Annotated in this window: 16 protein-coding genes; all 16 read right to left on the minus strand. The window is 74.7% G+C overall.

The features are described 5' to 3' along the window. Window positions 1–23 precede the first annotated feature (23 nt). Entirely contained in the window at window positions 24–794 is a 771-nt protein-coding gene (locus ACZ4V6_RS32785) for a response regulator transcription factor (RefSeq protein WP_467834403.1), read from the minus strand. Between the two features lie 183 nt (window positions 795–977). Further along, a complete protein-coding gene (locus tag ACZ4V6_RS32790) occupies window positions 978–1382 on the minus strand; it encodes a GNAT family N-acetyltransferase (RefSeq protein ID WP_467834405.1) in 405 nt (134 codons plus the stop codon). After that, window positions 1366–2652 carry an adenylosuccinate lyase gene (purB, locus tag ACZ4V6_RS32795; protein WP_467834407.1) on the minus strand — a complete coding sequence of 429 codons (1287 nt, stop codon included), beginning with the start codon at window positions 2650–2652 and terminating at the stop codon, window positions 1366–1368. Before purB ends, ACZ4V6_RS32790 begins: the two co-directional genes overlap by 17 nt. A 101-nt stretch (window positions 2653–2753) precedes the next feature. Continuing rightward, entirely contained in the window at window positions 2754–4259 is a 1506-nt protein-coding gene (locus ACZ4V6_RS32800) for a type I glutamate--ammonia ligase (protein ID WP_467834409.1), read from the minus strand. 3 nt (window positions 4260–4262) lie between these two features. Next, entirely contained in the window at window positions 4263–5663 is a 1401-nt protein-coding gene (locus ACZ4V6_RS32805) for an amidase (RefSeq protein WP_467834411.1), read from the minus strand. A 63-nt stretch (window positions 5664–5726) separates the two neighbouring features. Continuing rightward, window positions 5727–7658, minus strand: a complete 1932-nt coding sequence (locus ACZ4V6_RS32810) for a hypothetical protein (RefSeq protein ID WP_467834412.1) — start codon at window positions 7656–7658, stop codon at window positions 5727–5729. Then, entirely contained in the window at window positions 7655–7984 is a 330-nt protein-coding gene (locus tag ACZ4V6_RS32815) for a 4Fe-4S dicluster-binding protein (protein ID WP_467834414.1), read from the minus strand. The genes ACZ4V6_RS32810 and ACZ4V6_RS32815 overlap by 4 nt, the downstream gene beginning before the upstream one ends. Before the next feature lie 407 nt (window positions 7985–8391). Further along, on the minus strand, window positions 8392–8874 hold the full coding sequence (locus tag ACZ4V6_RS32820; RefSeq protein WP_467834416.1) for a GNAT family N-acetyltransferase: 483 nt from the start codon (window positions 8872–8874) through the stop codon (window positions 8392–8394). Between the two features lie 28 nt (window positions 8875–8902). Then, window positions 8903–9901 (minus strand): quinone oxidoreductase family protein, encoded by a 999-nt coding sequence (locus tag ACZ4V6_RS32825; protein WP_467834417.1) that lies wholly within the window; start codon window positions 9899–9901, stop codon window positions 8903–8905. 120 nt (window positions 9902–10021) lie between these two features. Next, window positions 10022–10459 carry an Rrf2 family transcriptional regulator gene (locus ACZ4V6_RS32830; protein WP_467834419.1) on the minus strand — a complete coding sequence of 146 codons (438 nt, stop codon included), beginning with the start codon at window positions 10457–10459 and terminating at the stop codon, window positions 10022–10024. Window positions 10460–10804: 345 nt separating this feature from the next. Next, window positions 10805–12241, minus strand: coding sequence for a nucleotide pyrophosphatase/phosphodiesterase family protein (locus ACZ4V6_RS32835; RefSeq protein WP_467834421.1), 1437 nt, complete (start codon window positions 12239–12241; stop codon window positions 10805–10807). Next, window positions 12238–13407: a metabolite traffic protein EboE gene (gene eboE / locus ACZ4V6_RS32840; protein ID WP_467834423.1), complete on the minus strand. Its 1170-nt coding sequence runs from the start codon at window positions 13405–13407 to the stop codon at window positions 12238–12240. The genes ACZ4V6_RS32835 and eboE overlap by 4 nt, the downstream gene beginning before the upstream one ends. A 4-nt stretch (window positions 13408–13411) precedes the next feature. Further along, entirely contained in the window at window positions 13412–14284 is an 873-nt protein-coding gene (locus tag ACZ4V6_RS32845; RefSeq protein WP_467834425.1) for a TatD family hydrolase, read from the minus strand. Further along, complete coding sequence (locus tag ACZ4V6_RS32850) at window positions 14284–14883, minus strand: EboA domain-containing protein (protein ID WP_467834427.1); 600 nt, start codon at window positions 14881–14883, stop codon at window positions 14284–14286. Before ACZ4V6_RS32850 ends, ACZ4V6_RS32845 begins: the two co-directional genes overlap by 1 nt. Continuing rightward, window positions 14880–15725: a sugar phosphate isomerase/epimerase family protein gene (locus tag ACZ4V6_RS32855; RefSeq protein WP_467834429.1), complete on the minus strand. Its 846-nt coding sequence runs from the start codon at window positions 15723–15725 to the stop codon at window positions 14880–14882. The genes ACZ4V6_RS32850 and ACZ4V6_RS32855 overlap by 4 nt, the downstream gene beginning before the upstream one ends. Next, window positions 15722–16564: an SCO3242 family prenyltransferase gene (locus ACZ4V6_RS32860; RefSeq protein ID WP_467834480.1), complete on the minus strand. Its 843-nt coding sequence runs from the start codon at window positions 16562–16564 to the stop codon at window positions 15722–15724. Before ACZ4V6_RS32860 ends, ACZ4V6_RS32855 begins: the two co-directional genes overlap by 4 nt. Window positions 16565–16628: the final 64 nt, after the last annotated feature.

Consider the following 16628-nt stretch of genomic DNA (forward strand, 5'->3'; position numbering starts at 1 on the left):
CCGCCCGGGGCCCGGGGACCGCCTCAGCGGTGGCCGAGCCTGAAGCCCACCCCCCGTACCGTCACGATCCAGCCGCTGTCGCCGAGCTTGCCGCGCAGGCTGCTGACGTGGGTGTCCACCGTGCGGCGCGACCAGGAGTCGCCCCAGACCTGCTTGAGCAGCTGCTTGCGCGGGACGACCGTGTCGGGGTGCGAGGCCAGCAGGCACAGCAGGTCGAACTCCTTGCGGGTCAGGGCGACCTCGGCCCCGTCCACGCTGACCCGGCGGGAGTTGACGTCGATGAGCAGCGAGCCGTGCCGGATCTCCTCCACGGCGGTCGGCTGCCACTGGGCGCGGCGCATCACGGCCTCGATGCGGGCCATCAGCTCGCGCGTGCCGTAGGGCTTGGTGACGTAGTCGTCGGCGCCGGCCTGCAGGCCGAGGACGCAGTCCAGTTCGGACTGGCGGGCGGTGACGATGATGACGGGGACACGGCTGACCGAGCGGATGGCCCGGCACACCTCCAGCCCGTCCAGGTCGGGCAGTTCCAGCGCGAGCAGCACCAGGTCCGCGTCCGCGTGGCGCTGCAGGGCCGCGCTGCCCTGGGTGACGCCGACGGGCTCGTGGCCGTGCCGGCGCAGCTGGTCGGCCAGCGGGTCGCCGAGGTCGGGGTCCACGACCAGGACGCGCCACGCCGTGGTCGCCACGGCCGGTGCGGCCGGTGCGGACGCGGGCGGGCCCTGGGCCGGCCGGACCGGCCGCGGGGCGGGTGTCCGGAGCTCCGGCAGCACCTGTGCCGTCATCGTCTGACTCATGCCTTCCCCCAAGGGTCCTGCACGGCCCGTGCGCGCTGCCGCGTGGGGCAGCCGGACACGGCCCGCCCCGCGCAGGCGGTCACCGGGCCGTACCCCCGCCGTCGACCCTACGGACCGGCGGTCGAGTCCCGCTGAAGCGCGAGGCTCGACCGCGTGGAGCCCGCGGTGCCGCCCGTGGTGCCGCTACGGGTTCAGCACCCACGCCGAGTGGTGGGCGGTGAAGCCGATGTGCGGGTAGTACTCCGTCGCGGCGGGCGCCGACAGCAGCACGATCTTCGCCGTCGGGGCCTCCTTGCGGGTGGCGTCGATCAGGGCGCGGCCGATGCCGGAGCGCTGGTACGTGCCGGACACCGCGATGTCGGACAGGTAGGTGACGTAGGAGAAGTCGGACACGCTGCGGGCGATGCCGATGAGCGCGCCGTCGGTGTCGCGGGCGACCAGGACGAGGTTGGCGTTGCGCACCATCGCCGCCATCCGCTCCCGGTCGTCGGCCGGCCGCCGCTCACCCAGGCCCGACGAGCGGTACACCTCCAGCACCTCGTCCAGGTCCAGGGCGGTGCCTTCCACCCGCTCAATCGTCCAGTTCACGGAGCTTCTCCAATCGGCTGCGCAGTACGTCGTGGTGGGTGAGGAAGCGCTCGGGTCCGAGCGCGGGCAGGTCGATGCCCTCCTGGGCGAGGGTGGTGGCGAAGTGCTCGCCGGTGGCGATCGTGCGGTTCGCCGCGGCCTGCACCGAGCGGTAGGCCCGCTCGCGTTCGGTGCCCCCGCCCAGCAGTTCGGCGAGGACCGACGAACTGTAGATCAGGCCGTCGGTGGCGTCGATGTGGGTCCGCATCCGCTGCGGGTGCACGGTGAGCGACTCCACCAGCTCGGCCGCCTTCGTCGCCTGGAAGTGGCCCACGGACAGGCTGTCGGGCAGGATGACCCGCTCCACCGACTGGTGGGCGAGGTCCCTCTCGTGCCACAGCGCCACGTTCTCCAGGGCGGTGGTGGCGTATCCGCGCAGCAGCCGGGCCAGGCCGCACAGCCGCTCGCTGGTGGTGGGGTTGCGCTTGTGCGGCATGGCGCTGGAGCCCTGGTAGGCGCTCGCCCGGGGCTCCTCGACCTCGCGGACCTCGGTGCGCTGCAACAGCCGCAGCTCCAAGGCGATCTGCTCGATGCACGCGCCGAGCGCGGCGACGGCCTGGAGGAGCTGGGCGTGCCGGTCGCGGGCGACGACCTGGCTGGGCACCGGCTCGACGCCGAGGCCGAGCGCCCCGCACACGTGCGCCTCGACGGCGGGGTCGATCAGCGCGTAGGTGCCGACCGAGCCGGAGATCGTGCCGACGGCCACGGCGTCGCGGGCGGCGGCCAGCCGGGCCAGGGAACGGTCGACGGCGAAGGCGTAACCGCCGAGCTTGTGGCCGAACGTGGTGGGCTCGGCGTGCACACCGTGGGTGCGGCCCACCATGACCGTGTCCCAGTGCGCGAGCGCCGTGCCGGTCAGCGCCCGCCGCAGCCGCCGTCCCGCCGCGACGAGCAGGTCGGTGGCGCGGGCCAGGGTGTGGCCGAGGGCGGTGTCGACCAGGTCGTAGCTGGTCATGCCGAGGTGCACCCAGCGCGCGGAGGACTCGGGGATGTTCTCGCAGTACGCGGCGAGGAAGGACAGCACCTCGTGGTCGCGTTCCTTCTCGAACTCGGCGACCCGGGCCGCGAGCGGGACCGGGGCGCGGCGCATGTCCGCGAGCGCCTCGGCGGGCACGTGTCCGAGCCGCACCTGGGCCTCGGTGGCGAGGATCTCGACCTCGGCCCAGGTGGCGTAGCGCGACTGGTCGGCGAAGAGGTCCGCCATCTCGGGCAGGGTGTAACGAGGAATCATCGTCGGCCTTCGTCCGGGGGCTGGTGGAGAAAAGGGGGACTGGGGACCCGGTGCGGTGGAGGGCGCTTCCACGGCCGCACCGGGTCCGGCTCCGGCGGCGCTCAGTACGCCCCGAAGTACTCGCGCTGCTCCCACTCGGTGACGCGGCCCGGCACGGGGGCGGCCTGCGCGCACCAGCCCTCGAAGCGGCGCAGCTCGCTCTCCTTGAGCTTGGCCAGGCAGGCGGCCAGCGGTGCGCCCAGCAGCTGTCCGGCGCGGCCGGCGGTGAAGGCCTCGAGCGCCTCCCGCAGGGACTGCGGCACCACCTGGCCGGGGCCGTCGCCCGCCCCCTCGCCCGAGTCGGCCGGGGCGCCGGTCAGGCCGTCGAGACCGGCGAACAGCTGGGCGGCGATGTTCAGGTACGGGTTGGCGCACGGCTCGCCCATGCGGTTCTCGACGTGGGCGCCCGCCCCGCTGCCGACCACCCGCAGCATCGCGGTGCGGTCCTCGACGCTGCAGCCGACGCGGGTGGGGGCGAGGGCGTGCTCGGCGGCCAGGCGCCGGTAGCCGTTGACGGTGGGCACCGACAGCATGCACAGCTCGCGCGCCCAGGACAGCAGGCCGTCGGCGTACGCCTTGCCCTGCGGGGACAGCCCGCCGGTGAGGCCCTCGGCGCTGAAGACGTTGCGGCCGGTGGCGGTCTCCACCACGGACTGGTTCAGGTGCCAGCCGCTGGGGTCGGCGGCGTCCAGCAGCGGCTGGGACATGAAGGAGGCGTGGTGGCCGAGGCGGGCGCACAGCCGCTTGGTGTGGGTGCGGAACAGCAGCATCGCGTCGGCGGTGTCCAGGGCGGACATGGGGCTGAAGGTGGTCTCCACCTGGCCGGGGCCCGACTCGTGCTCCATCGACCTCAGCGGCAGGCCCAGGGCGAGCAGGTCCAGGGCGAGGGGGTCGGTGACGGGGGCGACGGTGTCGTAGGCGGCGTCCAGGTTGAACTGGTAGCCGGCGTTGACGGCGGCCACGCGCGGGGCCCGGCCCTGGAGGCCGAAGCCGTTGCCCCGGTTGCCGGGTTCGTCGTCCAGGCGGCGGGTGAGGTACCACTCGACCTCCAGGCCGAGCACGGGGGAGAGCCCCTGCTCGGCGTAGCGGCGCAGCACCCGGCGCAGGACGGCGCGCGCGGACAGCGGGTGCGGGGTGCCGTCGCGCAGGTACTCGTCGCCGATCACCCAGGCGGTGCGCGGCCCGTCGCCGGGCAGCACCTGGAAGGTCAGCGGGTCGGGCACCAGGACGAAGTTGCCGGCGCCGGCGATCTCGTCGACGCCGATGCCGTGCTCGCCGAGGAAGTCGACGGCGACGGCGTGCCCGGTGTCGAACAGGAACGGGCCGGGGCTGAAGTTCATGCCGTCGCGCAGCACGCCGCGGAAGACCTGCGCGGTCAGCGTCTTGGAACGGGCGAGACCGTGCGGGTCGGCGAAGGCCAGCCGCACGAGGTCGACGTCGTCGAGGGCGGCTTCGACGCGTTCGGCGGCGGCGAGCTGCCCGGCGTCCCACAGCCCGTGGTCGGTGACGAACGACGGGCGTCCGGCGCCGCCCTCCGCGACGGGGGCGGACCATGACCTGGCATACATGGTTCAGAACGTCCTTTCGCCGGTGGTGACGGGGATGGGGCCGGTCGCGGGCGGGTGCGGCAGCGGCGCCAGCATCGCCTCCAGGCGGCGGGCCACCGTCAGGACGAGGTCGTCGGCGCCGACCGGGCCGACGAGCTGCAGACCGGCCGGGAGCCCGGAGCGGGTCAGCCCGGCGGGCAGGGACACGGCCGGCTGCCCGGTCATGTTGTACGGGTAGGAGGCGGGCGCCCAGGCCAGCCACATCAGGTCGCGCGGGTCGGACGCCCAGTCGGGGCCGATGGCGTCGGCCTCGAACGGCTCGACCGGCACGGTCGCCATGGCGAGCAGGTCGTAGCGGTCCATGACCGAGCGCAGGGTGGCGCGCAGGTTCTGTCGCACCTCCTCGGCCTGGATGACCCGCACCCCGCTGAGGGTGCGCCCGTGGCGGACGATCTCCAGGCGTCCGGGGTCGCAGAACGCCTCGTGCTCGGGCGGGGTGCCGGCCGCCTCGGTGGCGGCGAGGATGTCGACGACGGCCGGGTAGAGGTTCTGGCAGCGCACCTCGACGTCCTCGACCCGGTGCCCCTCGGCGACGAGCAGCTCCTTGCCCTGCTCGGTGACCCGGCGGATCTCCGGGTCGGTGCCCTCGTACTCGATCCAGCCGATCCTGAGGGCGCGCAGGTCGCGCGGGGAGTCCAGGGAGCCGAGCCCGGAGTCGGGGTCGGTGGGGTGGGGGCCCGCGATGACCTGGCCGAGCAGCCCGGCGTCGGCGACGCTCGCGGCGAGCGGCCCCTGGTGGGCGAGGCGGTCGGCGCCGTTGGGCCAGTAGGGCACCCTGCCGTACGACGGCTTGTAGCCGACGACGCCGCAGAACGCGGCCGGGATCCGGATGGAACCGGACCCGTCGGTGCCGAGCGCCCCCTCGCACAGTCCGGCGGCGACCGCGGCGCCGGCGCCGCCGGAGGAGCCGCCGGCGGTCAGCCGGGGGTCGTAGGGGTTGCGGGTCGGCGGGGCGACGCGGCCGACGGTGGAGGCGCTCCAGCCGAACTCGGAGGTGGTGGTCTTGCCGACGACGACGGCGCCGGCCGCGCGCAGCCGGGCCACCGCGGGGGCGTCCTCGCGGGGGCGGTCGTTGGGCAGCAGCGAGCCGCGGGTGGTGGGCAGGTCGCGGGTCTGCAGCAGGTCCTTGACGGAGACCGTGACGCCCAGCAGCGGCTGGTCCCACCAGGCCTCGCGGCCGCGTTCGCGGATGCGGGCGTCGGCCTGCTCGGCGGCCCGCAGGGCCTCCTCGCCCGCGACCGCGACGTAGGCGCCCGACGTGTCCCGCTCGCGGATGGCGCTCAGGACGGAACGGACGTGTTCGACGACGGTGATCTCCCCCCGGGAGAGGAGGTCCTTGATGTGGCTGATGCCGCGCGCGGTCATCGCAGCTCTCCTGTCCTTCAGCGGCGCTCGGGGAGCGGAACGGGGCGGGGCCCGCCGTGCGCGTCAGGACGCACGGCGGACCGGTCCGGCCTCGGGGGCGGCCGCCGCGGGATCGCCGCCCGCGATGGCCGACCAGTGCCAGGGCGAGTCGAACGCGGTGACCTCGAGCGGCGTGCCGGCCGCGGCCAGGGCGGCGGCCAGGCCCGTGGCCCGGGCCACCAGCGCGGAGACCCGGTGCACGGCGAGCAGGTCCTGCTCGTCGAAGGGGGTGCCCGCGCAGCGCAGCAGCCGCAGGTCGATGAAGCCGTCGAAGACCCGCCCGCCCACCTCGACGGCCTGCGGGGAGCGGATGGAGAACCGCACCTTGTTGTTGACGTGGCCGTGGTGGTGCTGGTCGGAGTAGAACGCGACGTCCGGGATCGTCGGCGGCACGAAGTGGTCGCGGGCGGCCACCTCGTCGGTGCGGGGCAGGTTGCCCGCGATGAAGTGCCAGGAGTTGTACTGCATGCGCGAGGACATCGCCCAGGCGGCGTCGGCGAGGCCGGCCGCGGAGCCGCCGTAGTGCCGTGCGGCCGACGGGCTCGGGACGACGCAGCAGAAGAAGCGGGTGATGTCCCAGTCGCAGATCTCCGGCCAGCGCTCCTCGCGCAGCGCCTCGATCAGGTCGGGCAGCGACCGCATGCCGCGGCTCATCGTGAAGTCGGCCTCGAACACCTCGGTGACCGCGGCCACCGTCTCGTGCACGAGGTGCTCCAGGCCGGTGCCGAAGCCGCCGGCCGGGCCGGCCAGCCAGCCGGGATCGGCGGCGAGGTCCTCGCCCAGCTCGTGCAGGGTGGCGCCGGACAGCGGCAGCCGCTCGGTGAGACGGGCGACCATCGCGTCCTCGCGGGCCCGGGCCCGCTCGCCGGGGGCCTGCGCCACGCGTTCGATCTTGTGCATGAGCGCGCCGTGGATCTCGCGGTACAGCTGGGCGCCGCGTCCGGCCTCGGCGCGGCGGGCGCGCAGGGCCACGGCGAGGTCGTTCAGGGCCGCGACGGTGGGCGCGGCGGCGGGCGGGACCGGAGTGCCGCCGGGGACGCCGTTGTAGCCCTGCCTGATCCGCTCCAGCATGTGGGCGACGTGGTCGACGGTCAGCTGGGTGTTGTTGGCCTCCTCGACGCGGCCGAAGCCGGCCGAGCGGATGAGGAGGGTCAGGCAGACGATCAGCTGGACGTCGTGGTCCGACCACAGTTCGAGCGGCAGGCCGCGCAGGCTGCTGAGCACGCAGTCCGGGTGGCCGGGCCACAGCGTCTTGCCGGTGAGGTTGTTGGCCTCACGGAAGTTGGTGTACTGCCGCTCCTGCTGGTAGAGCACGAACGGCGCGTTGCGCAGCGCCGCCTCCCTGGCCTGCGCCAGCAGCTCGTCGCGGCCCTCGGGGCCCTGCTCGTCGAGCCAGCGCCGGCAGTCGGCCGCGGTCTCCTCCAGACGGGCCGCGGCGGCGCGCATCCGCTCCCCGTAGGCGCGCAGGGCGCGGTCCGTCCAGGGCACCCGGCGCACGCCGCCGACCAGGCCGTCCTTCTTCAGCGGCCCCTGGGAGGGCACGCTCAGCACGATCCGGCCGGAGGTGGTCAGGCCGATCTCGCCGAGGAAGACGGTCTCGTCGCCGTCCGGCCGCTCGCCGGGGGCGTCCCCGGCCGCGTCCGGCGTGCGCCAGGTCAGGCCGCACAGCGCGTGCAGCGCGGCCTCCTCGGCGGCGGTGAGCGCGCGCAGCTGGACGTCGGCGGGCACATGGCCGTCGAGGGTCAGCAGCACCTCGACGAAGGGGCGCAGGCCCTCTTCCTCCTCGGCGCGCCGCCAGGTCCGCTTCAGCAGGCCCGGGAACCCCGCCTCGGGGTCGAACTCGCGGTCCGGCTTGACGGTGCCCGCGGGAATGCCGAGGCGGCTGGGGCGGCGGCTGATCCGCTTGCGCGCGTTGATCTGGCGGCGCGACTCGCCGCGTTCGGACAGCCCGCTCATTTCGTGTCCCCGGCGGTCAGTTCGATGTGGTTCCACATCGTCTCGTCGGTCGGTGTCCAGTCCTCGTCGACGTAGATGCAGTCGACGGGGCACTCCAGGACGCACGAGGGGCAGCCCGAGCACAGCTCGGGGATGATCACGACGTCCAGGCCGCGGTCGAAGATGGCCCCGAACTCCTCGGGGCAGCTGCGCAGGCAGGTGTCACAGGTGATGCACTCGGACTTCTCGATGCGGCGCGGCGGTTTCTTCCAGTTGTCGGGGCGGGTGCGCTGGGCGATCCGCTCGGCCCGCCCGGACAGCGCAGCCGACGAGGCGATCTTTTTCACGGGCAGGGACCCCTCTGACGAGTCTTCCGGCCACAGCCGGAAACCGGACGCATCCGATGTTCGGCGCGCCCCCTAGACCGGGCCCGGAGCCCGGATGGGGAGCGGGTCGAACCGCGGCGGCTCCGGCCTGGTTCCGTCCGCCCTGTCGGCGGTCGGGGTCGTCGTGGAGCGGCCGCCTCGATGACCGGGCGAACAGCACGGCCTTCCCACGGGCGTGGGCCGGGAAGCTGCCGCCCGCGGGACCTGCGGCGCGGGCAGCAGCACGGTTCCCCCGAGGGGGACACGCCCAAGGCTGCGGCGCTGAGGGCCGCGACCGCCTTGGGCGTGCCACGGCACGGTCCGGAGCAGTTCACCGCACAGGGTCCGGACCGCGGCTTGCACGTGCGCTGTGCGGGGCCCGTCAGGGGTCACCCGGCGGACGGTGCCGTGATCAGGTCCATGCCCGGGTAGCGGCCGGTGACGAAGCCCGCGGCTTCGTAGACCGGTTTCCCGGCCTCACTGGCGTGCAGTTGGATGTAGTGGATGCCTGCCCCGTGGAGCCAGCCGACCAGTTCGTCCACGATGTGGCGTGCGTGGCCACGGCCACGGGCAGGGGGGTCGGTCACGATGCCGTCGAGGTAGCCGCGGCGCCCGTCGGGCTGGCACGGTCCGGGCAAGTGGTAGGTGATCCAGGCCATGCCGCAGGCGAGGATGGGGTCGCCGGGGCCGCCGCCGACGACGAGGCAGACGCAATCGTCGCGGCGGTTGATGCGTTCGTCGAACCAGTCGCGGGCGATCCGCCGCCACGGCGCGCCGGTCGGTCCGGGATCGGTACCCAGGCTCTCCAGCGCGACGGCGCGCAGCCGGATCAGTTCTGGTATGTCGGCCGTGGAGGCCTTGCGAGGCTGCATGTCGTGGTTACCCTCGTTTCGGCCCGGTTCAACGGGCCATGGTGAGCAGGACGCGGCCGAAGGGACGCTCCTCGACCAGATGACGCTGCGCTTCGGCCGCCTGTTCCAGCGGGAACACGCGGGCGACGGCGGGGGAGATGCGGCCCGCGTCCAGCCATTCCAGCAGGGTCACGCGGGCGGCGCGGGCGACGTCCGGCGGGGTCATCGTGAACGTGTAGCCGTAGGCGGTGGCGTTCTTCCACATCAGGTCGGTGACGTTCACCGTGCCTTCGGCGCCGCCGGAGTATCCGACACCGACGTAGACACCGCCGTGCGCGAGGGAGGCGATGCAGGGGCCGAGCAGTGGACCGGCGACGCCGTCGACCACGACGTCCACGCCCCTGCCGCCGGTGATGCGCGCGACGCCGTCGGTCAGGGACTCGCAGGACAGGTCGATGACGTGCTGGTGGCCGGCGGCGCGGGCGGCTTCGGCTTTGTCGGTGCGGCTCGCGGTGGAGACGGTCAGGGACGCGCCGAGTTCGCGGGCCACCTCCACGGTGCCCATGCCGACGGAGCCGCCGATGCCCGGCGCCAGGACGGTACCGCCGGCCTTCAGCCCGGCGAGCCTGGTCAGAACGAGGTAGGCGGTGCTGTATCCGGCACCGGCGAACAGCGCGCAGGCGGCCTCGTCGCTCACCCCGTCGGGGACCGGTATCAGCTGGTCGGCGTCCGCGGTCAGTTGCTCGCGCCAGGTGCCGTCGGTGCGCCAGCCGAGCCCTCCGCCGCAGACCACGACGCGCGCCCCCTGCGCCAGGCCGGTCGCCCCGGGGTCGGTGATGCGCCCCACCGCACCGCCGCCAGGTACATGGGGCGGCTTCTGGTGCAGGGAGGGGTCCATCCGGCCCGCCCTGATGGTGTCGTCGGCCGGGCTCACCTCGGCGTAGGACAGCTGGACCGACGCCCGGCCGCCGGTGGCCGATTCGGCCGGACGGTCCACGAGCTGCAGTTCCTCGTAGCCGCCGTGGCGCCGGTACTCGATCGCCCGCATGGCGTTCCACCTCCGTACGTCGGATCACGGACCGTCCGGCGGCCCCTGGTGACCCAAGTCAATGAAACAGGTCCTGTTACAACTGTGCACAGGGTGGGCCGACCGGCCCGGTTCGGGGGTTCAGGCGGAGCGGGCGGTCAAGGTTTCTCGCAGGACGTCCGCGATCGAAACCCCCGCGAACTCCCGCCGGACGGCCTCCTCCGCGTCGGCGTAGACGTGGCGCAGCGCGGGCTGGATGCCGTGGCCGACGGGGCACGCCCGGTTCGGTTCGCCGCGGTGCAGGGCGAACAGCGGCTCGTCGTGCACCGCGCGAAAGACGTCGAGCAGCGCGATGGACTCCGGGGCGCGGGCCAGCGTCCAGCCGGCCCCCGCGCCGTGTCGGACCGTCACCAGTCCCGCCTTCCGCAGATCGGCGAGACTGCGCCGGATCACGACCGGGTTGGTGGCCACGCTCGTGGCGATCTGGTCCGAGGTGACCACGTCGCGTCCGCGGCCGTGTACCAGGGCCATCCAGGTCAGCACATGGACGGCGACCGTCATTCTGCTGTTCGCGCTCACATCTTCCACCCCCTTGCTGCAACGATAACAGTTACAGCAAGGGTCTCGGCCGGGGGTCGGGCGGTTCGCTCCGGAAGAACGACGAAGCATCCTCTGAGCCGCAGCGGTGAGGGACCACACGGGTGCCTGGGCTACCGCCGGTCCGTATCAGCCCTTCGGCCCGGGCGGTGACGGAGCCCTTCCAGGGTCCCGTCCACGAAGTCGCACCGGGCCGAGTACGCGCAGACACCGGAAGAACGTCACCCGGTCCATGGTGCGCACAGCAAGCCGTCCCGCTTCCTGGGCCGGGACGCCCTGCTCGTCCTCCGGCCGCCGGACACTCCGGCCGGAGGACGAGGAACGGGCTCAGGCCCGGGACGCGGCCCGCGCGGGTGCGGTCGCCCGGCGGGCGTCGCCGCGCCCGTCGGCGAGGTCCAGCAGCAGCTGCTTGACCTCGGTGGCCGCCAGCCGGCCGGGCAGGGCGCCGGGGGCGGAGCACAGCACCACCGGACCGTCGTCGTCGCTCGCCGGGAGGCGGCCGTGGCTGCCACGGACGGGTGAGGGGTCCAGGGGCACGACCGCCATGCGGTAGCGCATGCCGAGCTTCTTGCGGGCCAGGGCGGTGGCCGCCCTGGCCCTGACGTAGGGGTCGGCGGGGTCGAGGAACAGCTCGGCGGGGTCGTAGCCGGGTTTGCGGTGGATCTCGACGAGCTGCGCGAAGTCGGGGGCGCGGTCGTCGTCGAGCCAGTAGTAGTACGTGAACCAGGCGTCCGGCTCCGCGACGGCGACCAGCTCGCCGGAGCGCGGATGGTCCAGGCGGTGGGCCTTCTTGCCCTCGTCGTCGAGGAGCTGCCCGATGCCCGGCAGGCCGTCGAGGGCGACGCGGACGGCGTCGAGGTCCTCGGGACGCTGCACGTAGACGTGGGCGATCTGGTGGTCGGCGACCGCGAAGGCGCGGGAGGCCGTCGGGTCGAGGTACTCCATGCCGTCCTGGGTGTGGACCTCCAGCAGGCCGGCGCGGCGCAGGGCGCGGTTGATGTCCACGGGCCGGTTCACGCGGGTGATGCCGTACTCGGACAGCGCGACGACGGTGCGGCCCTGCGCACGGGCGTCGTCGAGGAGCGGGGCGAGCGCCGCGTCCAGGTCGGCGGCGGCCTTCAGGGAGCGCGGGTCGTCGGGACCGAAGCGCTGCAGGTCGTAGTCGAGGTGCGGCAGGTAGGCGAGCGTCAGGTGCGGGTCGCGGGAGGTCATCACGTACCGGGTGGCGTCGATGATCCACTGGCTGGAGGCCAGGCCCGCGCCCGGCCCCCAGTAGCTGAACAGCGGGAAGGTGCCCAGGCGTTCGGTCAGCTCGTCGTGCAGGGCCGGGGGCCGGGTGTAGCAGTCGGGTTCCTTGCGGCCGTCGGCGTAGTAGACGGGGCGGGGGGTGACCGTGTAGTCGGTGTCGGCGCCCATGGCGTACCACCAGCAGATGTTGGCGACCGTGTAGCCGGGGTGGGCGCGGCGGGCGGCGTCCCAGACGCGTTCGCCCTCGATCAGCCGGTGGCTCTGCCGCCACAGCAGGACCTCGCCGAGTTCGCGGAAGTACCAGCCGTTGCCGACGATGCCGTGCTCGGCGGGGGAGCGGCCGGTGAGGAAGGTGGCCTGCACCGAGCAGGTGACCGCGGGCAGCACGGTCTCCAGCGGGGCGCTCGAGCCCCGCTCGCCCAGCGCGGCCAGGTGCGGCATGTGGGCGAGCAGCTTCGGAGTCAGGCCGACGACGTCCAGCACGAGCAGGGGTGCGGGCCCTTCGGGGCGGGTCATGGCAGTTCCTTCAGGCCGTGGTCGGTCAGCAGGTCGCGGGCGAGGGACAGCTCGGCGGCGATGCCGTCGGCGAGCCCGTCGGCGTCGCGGGGGCGCACGTCCGGCGGCAGCGCCTGCCAGGTGTACGTCTCCACCTCCAGGTGCCGGGTCAGCGGCCGGTCGCCGCCCACCAGGACGGACAGCGCGCGGCGCAGCACGGGCAGGGTGGAGGTCAGGGGCGGGGTGGGCGCCGCGTGCAGCGGCACGTGGAAGTGGGAGCGCCAGGGGCTGTCGGTGGGCAGCCGGGTGCCGGCCAGGGCGGGAGCGAGGTCGTCGGTGCCGCGCAGGCCGGCGGCGGTCCGGGTGCGGGTCTGGTGCAGGAAGCGCGGCTCGGCGAACGCGGCCAGGGCGGTCCGTGCCTCGGGGCGGTCCGGGTGTTCGACGTGCAGTGCCGCGGACACCTGGGCCTTGACCACGCCGACGCCGGCCGCGGTCAGCGCGGGCAGGGCGGTCTCCGGCTCCTCGAAGGAGGTGGCCAGGTGGCAGGTGTCGACGCAGACGCCGATGCGGTCGTGGCCGATCGCGGTGAGCGGGGCGATCGCGTCGTGGGTGGTCTCCACGACGCAGCCGGGCTCGGGTTCCAGGCCGACGCGGATGGAGCGGCCGGTCAGTTCCTCCAGGACGTCGAGGCGTTCGGCCAGGGTGACCAGGGCGCCGCGGGCCTTGTCGGCGCGGGTGTCGTCGTAGGCGGTGCGCCAGGCCAGCGGCAGGGTGGAGACGGTGCCCTCGGCGACGTCGTCGGGCAGCAGGCCGGCCAGGATCCGGGCGAGCGCGAGGGTGTGGGCGAGCCGGCGCGGGTCCGCCCAGTCCGGCCGGTACACGCGGTACTTGACCTCGCCGGCGCCGAATCCCTCGTAGGGGAAGCCGTTGAGGGTGACGACCTCCAGCCCGTGGCGGTCGAGTTCGTCGCGCAGGGTGCGCAGGGCGCGCGGGTCGCTGTCCAGGGTGCGGGCGGCGCCGGCGGCCAGCCACAGGCCGACGCCGAGCCGGTCCACGCCCAGGCGACGGCGCACGGGCGCGCAGTGGGCGCCCAGCTGGGCGAGCACCCCGTCGAGGTCCTCGGCGGGGTGCACGTTGGTGCAGTACGCGAGGTGGACGACGCTGCCGTCCGGGTGGCTGAAGCGCACCGGGTCACCGCCCGGCGGGCACGGGGTGCGCCGGGGCGCCGCGCAGGATCGAGTTGCCCTCGTGGGTGGGGCCGGTGGCGGCGACGTCGAGGTCGAGGCGGCCGCTGAGGGAGTAGAAGGCGACCGGGTTGCGCCACAGCACGAGGTCCACCTCGTCCTCGGTGAACCCCGCGGCGAGCATGGCGTCGCCGACCTTGCGGGTCTTCAGCGGATCGCTCCTGCCCCAGTCGGCGGCCGAGTTGACCAGCACCCGCTCGGGGCCGAACTCCTTCAGCACGGCGACCATGCGCCGCTCGTCCATCTTGGTGTCCGGGTAGACGGAGAAGCCGAGCCAGCAGCCGGCCTCCCGGGCCGCGGCGACGGTGGTCTCGTTGAGGTGGTCCAGCAGCACCCGCCCGGCCGGCAGGGCGGACTCCCGTACGACGTCCAGCGTGCGGTGGAGCCCGGCGAGCTTGTCGCGGTGCGGGGTGTGCACCAGGGCGGGCAGGCCGTGGTCGGCGGCGAGCTGGAGCTGTGCGGCCAGGGCGGTGTCCTCGGCCGGGGTCATGGAGTCGTAGCCGATCTCCCCGACCGCCACGACCTGGTCCTTCACCAGGTAGCGGGGCAGCTCGTCCAGGACCGGCAGGCAGCGCGGGTCGTTGGCCTCCTTGGGGTTGAGGGCGATCGTGCAGTGGTGCGCGATGCCGTACTGGGCGGCGCGGAAGGGCTCCCAGCCGAGCAGCGTGTCGAAGTAGTCGAGGAAGGAGGCGACCGAGGTGCGGGGCTGGCCGAGCCAGAACGCGGGTTCCACCACCGCCCGGACCCCCGCGGCGTACATGGCCTCGTAGTCGTCGGTGGTCCGGGACGTCATGTGGATGTGCGGGTCGAAGATGCGCATTACCGTTCCTCCTCGGTCAGGGCGAGCGCGTGGTGCAGGTCCTCGGGGACCTCTCGTGCGGCGGCGGTGCGTTCGTCCGCGAACGCGCGCAGCATCCGGGCCAGCTCCCCGTCCCCGCGGGCCCGCTCGGCCAGGGCGCCCACGCGGCTCACCGGGACGCCGGTGAACAGGCACTTGAGCACCGCGTGCCGCCAGGCGTGGGCGTCCAGGTGCCGGGCGGCGTAGGGGCCGACGGCGGCGGCCAGCAGGCCGGTGTCGTTGGTGCGCAGGGCGTCCTCGACCAGCGGCACTCCGTGCGCGGGCGCGAGGTCCAGCCGCGGCAGGGCCAGCAGCACGGCGCGGCGCTCGGCGGCCGTGCCCTGCCGGTACAGCCGGGTCACGGTGGCCGCGTCGGGCCGGGCGGCGGCCAGCAGGTCCACCCGGGCGGCGTCGCCGAGGGCGCGGCAGCGGCGGCCGGCCTGGGCGAAGAGCAGCTCCCAGCCCGGGTCCCCGGCTGCGGCCGCGGCGCAGGACCGGGCGAGCCATTCGCGCGCCTCCTGTCCGGCGCCGGGTGCGGGCGGGGGGACGGCGGGGTCCGTCTCGGCGTGGACGGCGGTCATCCGGTGCCTCCGTTTCGCAGGAAGTGCAGGGATCGCGCGGCGAGTTCGGGTCCGGCGTGCGAGTGGCGGGGCAGTTCGACCACGGTCAGCCCCCGGTAGCCGGTGGCGGCCAGCGCGGCCAGGACGGGCGGGAAGTCGATCTCGCCCTCGCCGAACGGCAGGTGCTCGTGGACGCCGCGGCGCATGTCCTCGATCTGCACGTGCCTAAGCCAGGGCGCGGCCTCGCGCACGCAGTCGGCGGGCGGCAGGGGCTCCAGGCACTGGCAGTGGCCGATGTCGAGGGTCAGGCCGAGCGGGGGCGGGTCGCCGAGGTCGGCCCGCAGCCGGTGGAAGCCGGCCAGGTCGCCCAGCAGGTGACCGGGCTCGGGTTCGATCGCGAGCGGGACCCCGGTGTCCTCCGCGACGTCGAGGACCGGTTCGAGGGCGTTCGCCAGCCGCTTCCAGGCGGTGTCCGGATCGGTCCCGGCCGGTGTCACGCCGCTGAAGCAGTGCACGGCGTGCGCGCCGAGGTCGGCGGCGACCCGCAGGGCGCGGACCAGCAGCCGGACGCGCATCCCGCGGGCGTCCTCGTCCTCGTCCAGCAGGGTGGGCGCGTGTTTGCGGCGCGAGTCCAGGACGTAGCGGCCGCCGGTCTCCACCGTGACCTGCAGCCCGAGCCGGTCCAGGCGGCGCGCGAGGCGGGCGGTGCGCGCGCTCAGGTCCGCCGCCAGCGGGTCGAGGTGCATGTGGTCGAGGGTCAGTCCGACGCCGTCGTAGCCGAGGTCGGCGAGCAGGGCGAGCGCGTCGTCCAGGCGCAGGTCGGTCAGCCCGTTGGTGCCGTAGCCCAGGTTCAGCCGGCTCATGTGGTGCTCACCTTCCGCGCCAGCCGGGCCGCGACCGGGGCCAGCGCCGCGGTCAGCAGACCGGACACGGGCGCCCCGGCCCGGGCCGCGAGCGCCGCCTGCAGACAGACGGTGGCCCTGATCCCGGCGCCGACCGCCCGCTGGACGAGCACGGGCGAGGGGTTGAGGGCGGCGTGCGCCAGCGGCGGGGCGGCCGTGGAGAGGTAGCCGAGCGCCAGGGCGGTGCGTACGGCGTGCCGGTCCGCGGCCGGGCGGTGCGCGGCGGGCAGCAGGCTCGCGGTCACGGCCGCGGTGGCCGCGAGCGCCGTGAGCGGGGCCGCCGGCGAGCCGCCCTCGGTCTCGCGGCGGGAGACCAGGGTGACGGCACAGGTGTGGCCGGCCAGGGTGGCCGCCGGGGCGAGCGCCGGGCGCAGCGGGCGGCCGGTGGCGGCCGCCCCCATCAGCAGGTCCAGTCCGCGCGCGGCGGCCATCGCGGCGGGACCGGCCGGGGTGTGCTTCAGCTTCAGGTCGTACGCCCACACCGTGGCCGCCAGCGGTACGGCGACGGCCAGGGTCCGCCGGCCGGCGCAGGCGGCCAGGGCCAGGCCCGCCGCCGTCAGCGTGCCCGCCGCCGCCAGCGCGGCACGCGGCCGCACGCGGCCCGAGGGCAGCGGGCGGTGCGGGCGCTGCACCGCGTCCTCCTCGTGGTCCGCCCAGTCGTTGAGGGCCATGCCCGCCTCGTACAGGCACACCGAGGCGCCCACCGCGAGGGCGGTCGTCCGTCCGGGCCGCGCCCCGGCGGCCGCGGCGCCGGCCAGCGCGTCGCCGGGCACCGTGAACACCGCGGGAGCCCGCAGCAGTTCGGCCCAGGCCCGGGCGGTGGCGGCGACGGGGACCGCCGGGCGGGCGGCGCGGCCGGCGGTG

It is taken from the genome of Streptomyces sp. NPDC029152 (genome assembly GCF_055564355.1).

Coding starts and splice junctions, on each gene's coding strand:
- ACZ4V6_RS32820 (WP_467834416.1), bottom strand. CDS start 8,874: ATGCAGCCTCGCAAGGCCTCCACGGCCGACATACCAGAACTGATCCGG.
- ACZ4V6_RS32855 (WP_467834429.1), bottom strand. CDS start 15,725: ATGAGCCGGCTGAACCTGGGCTACGGCACCAACGGGCTGACCGACCTG.
- ACZ4V6_RS32810 (WP_467834412.1), bottom strand. CDS start 7,658: ATGAGCGGGCTGTCCGAACGCGGCGAGTCGCGCCGCCAGATCAACGCG.
- ACZ4V6_RS32835 (WP_467834421.1), bottom strand. CDS start 12,241: ATGACCCGCCCCGAAGGGCCCGCACCCCTGCTCGTGCTGGACGTCGTC.
- ACZ4V6_RS32845 (WP_467834425.1), bottom strand. CDS start 14,284: ATGCGCATCTTCGACCCGCACATCCACATGACGTCCCGGACCACCGAC.
- ACZ4V6_RS32850 (WP_467834427.1), bottom strand. CDS start 14,883: ATGACCGCCGTCCACGCCGAGACGGACCCCGCCGTCCCCCCGCCCGCA.
- purB (WP_467834407.1), bottom strand. CDS start 2,652: ATGATTCCTCGTTACACCCTGCCCGAGATGGCGGACCTCTTCGCCGAC.
- ACZ4V6_RS32805 (WP_467834411.1), bottom strand. CDS start 5,663: ATGACCGCGCGCGGCATCAGCCACATCAAGGACCTCCTCTCCCGGGGG.
- ACZ4V6_RS32785 (WP_467834403.1), bottom strand. CDS start 794: ATGAGTCAGACGATGACGGCACAGGTGCTGCCGGAGCTCCGGACACCC.
- ACZ4V6_RS32800 (WP_467834409.1), bottom strand. CDS start 4,259: ATGTATGCCAGGTCATGGTCCGCCCCCGTCGCGGAGGGCGGCGCCGGA.
- ACZ4V6_RS32825 (WP_467834417.1), bottom strand. CDS start 9,901: ATGCGGGCGATCGAGTACCGGCGCCACGGCGGCTACGAGGAACTGCAG.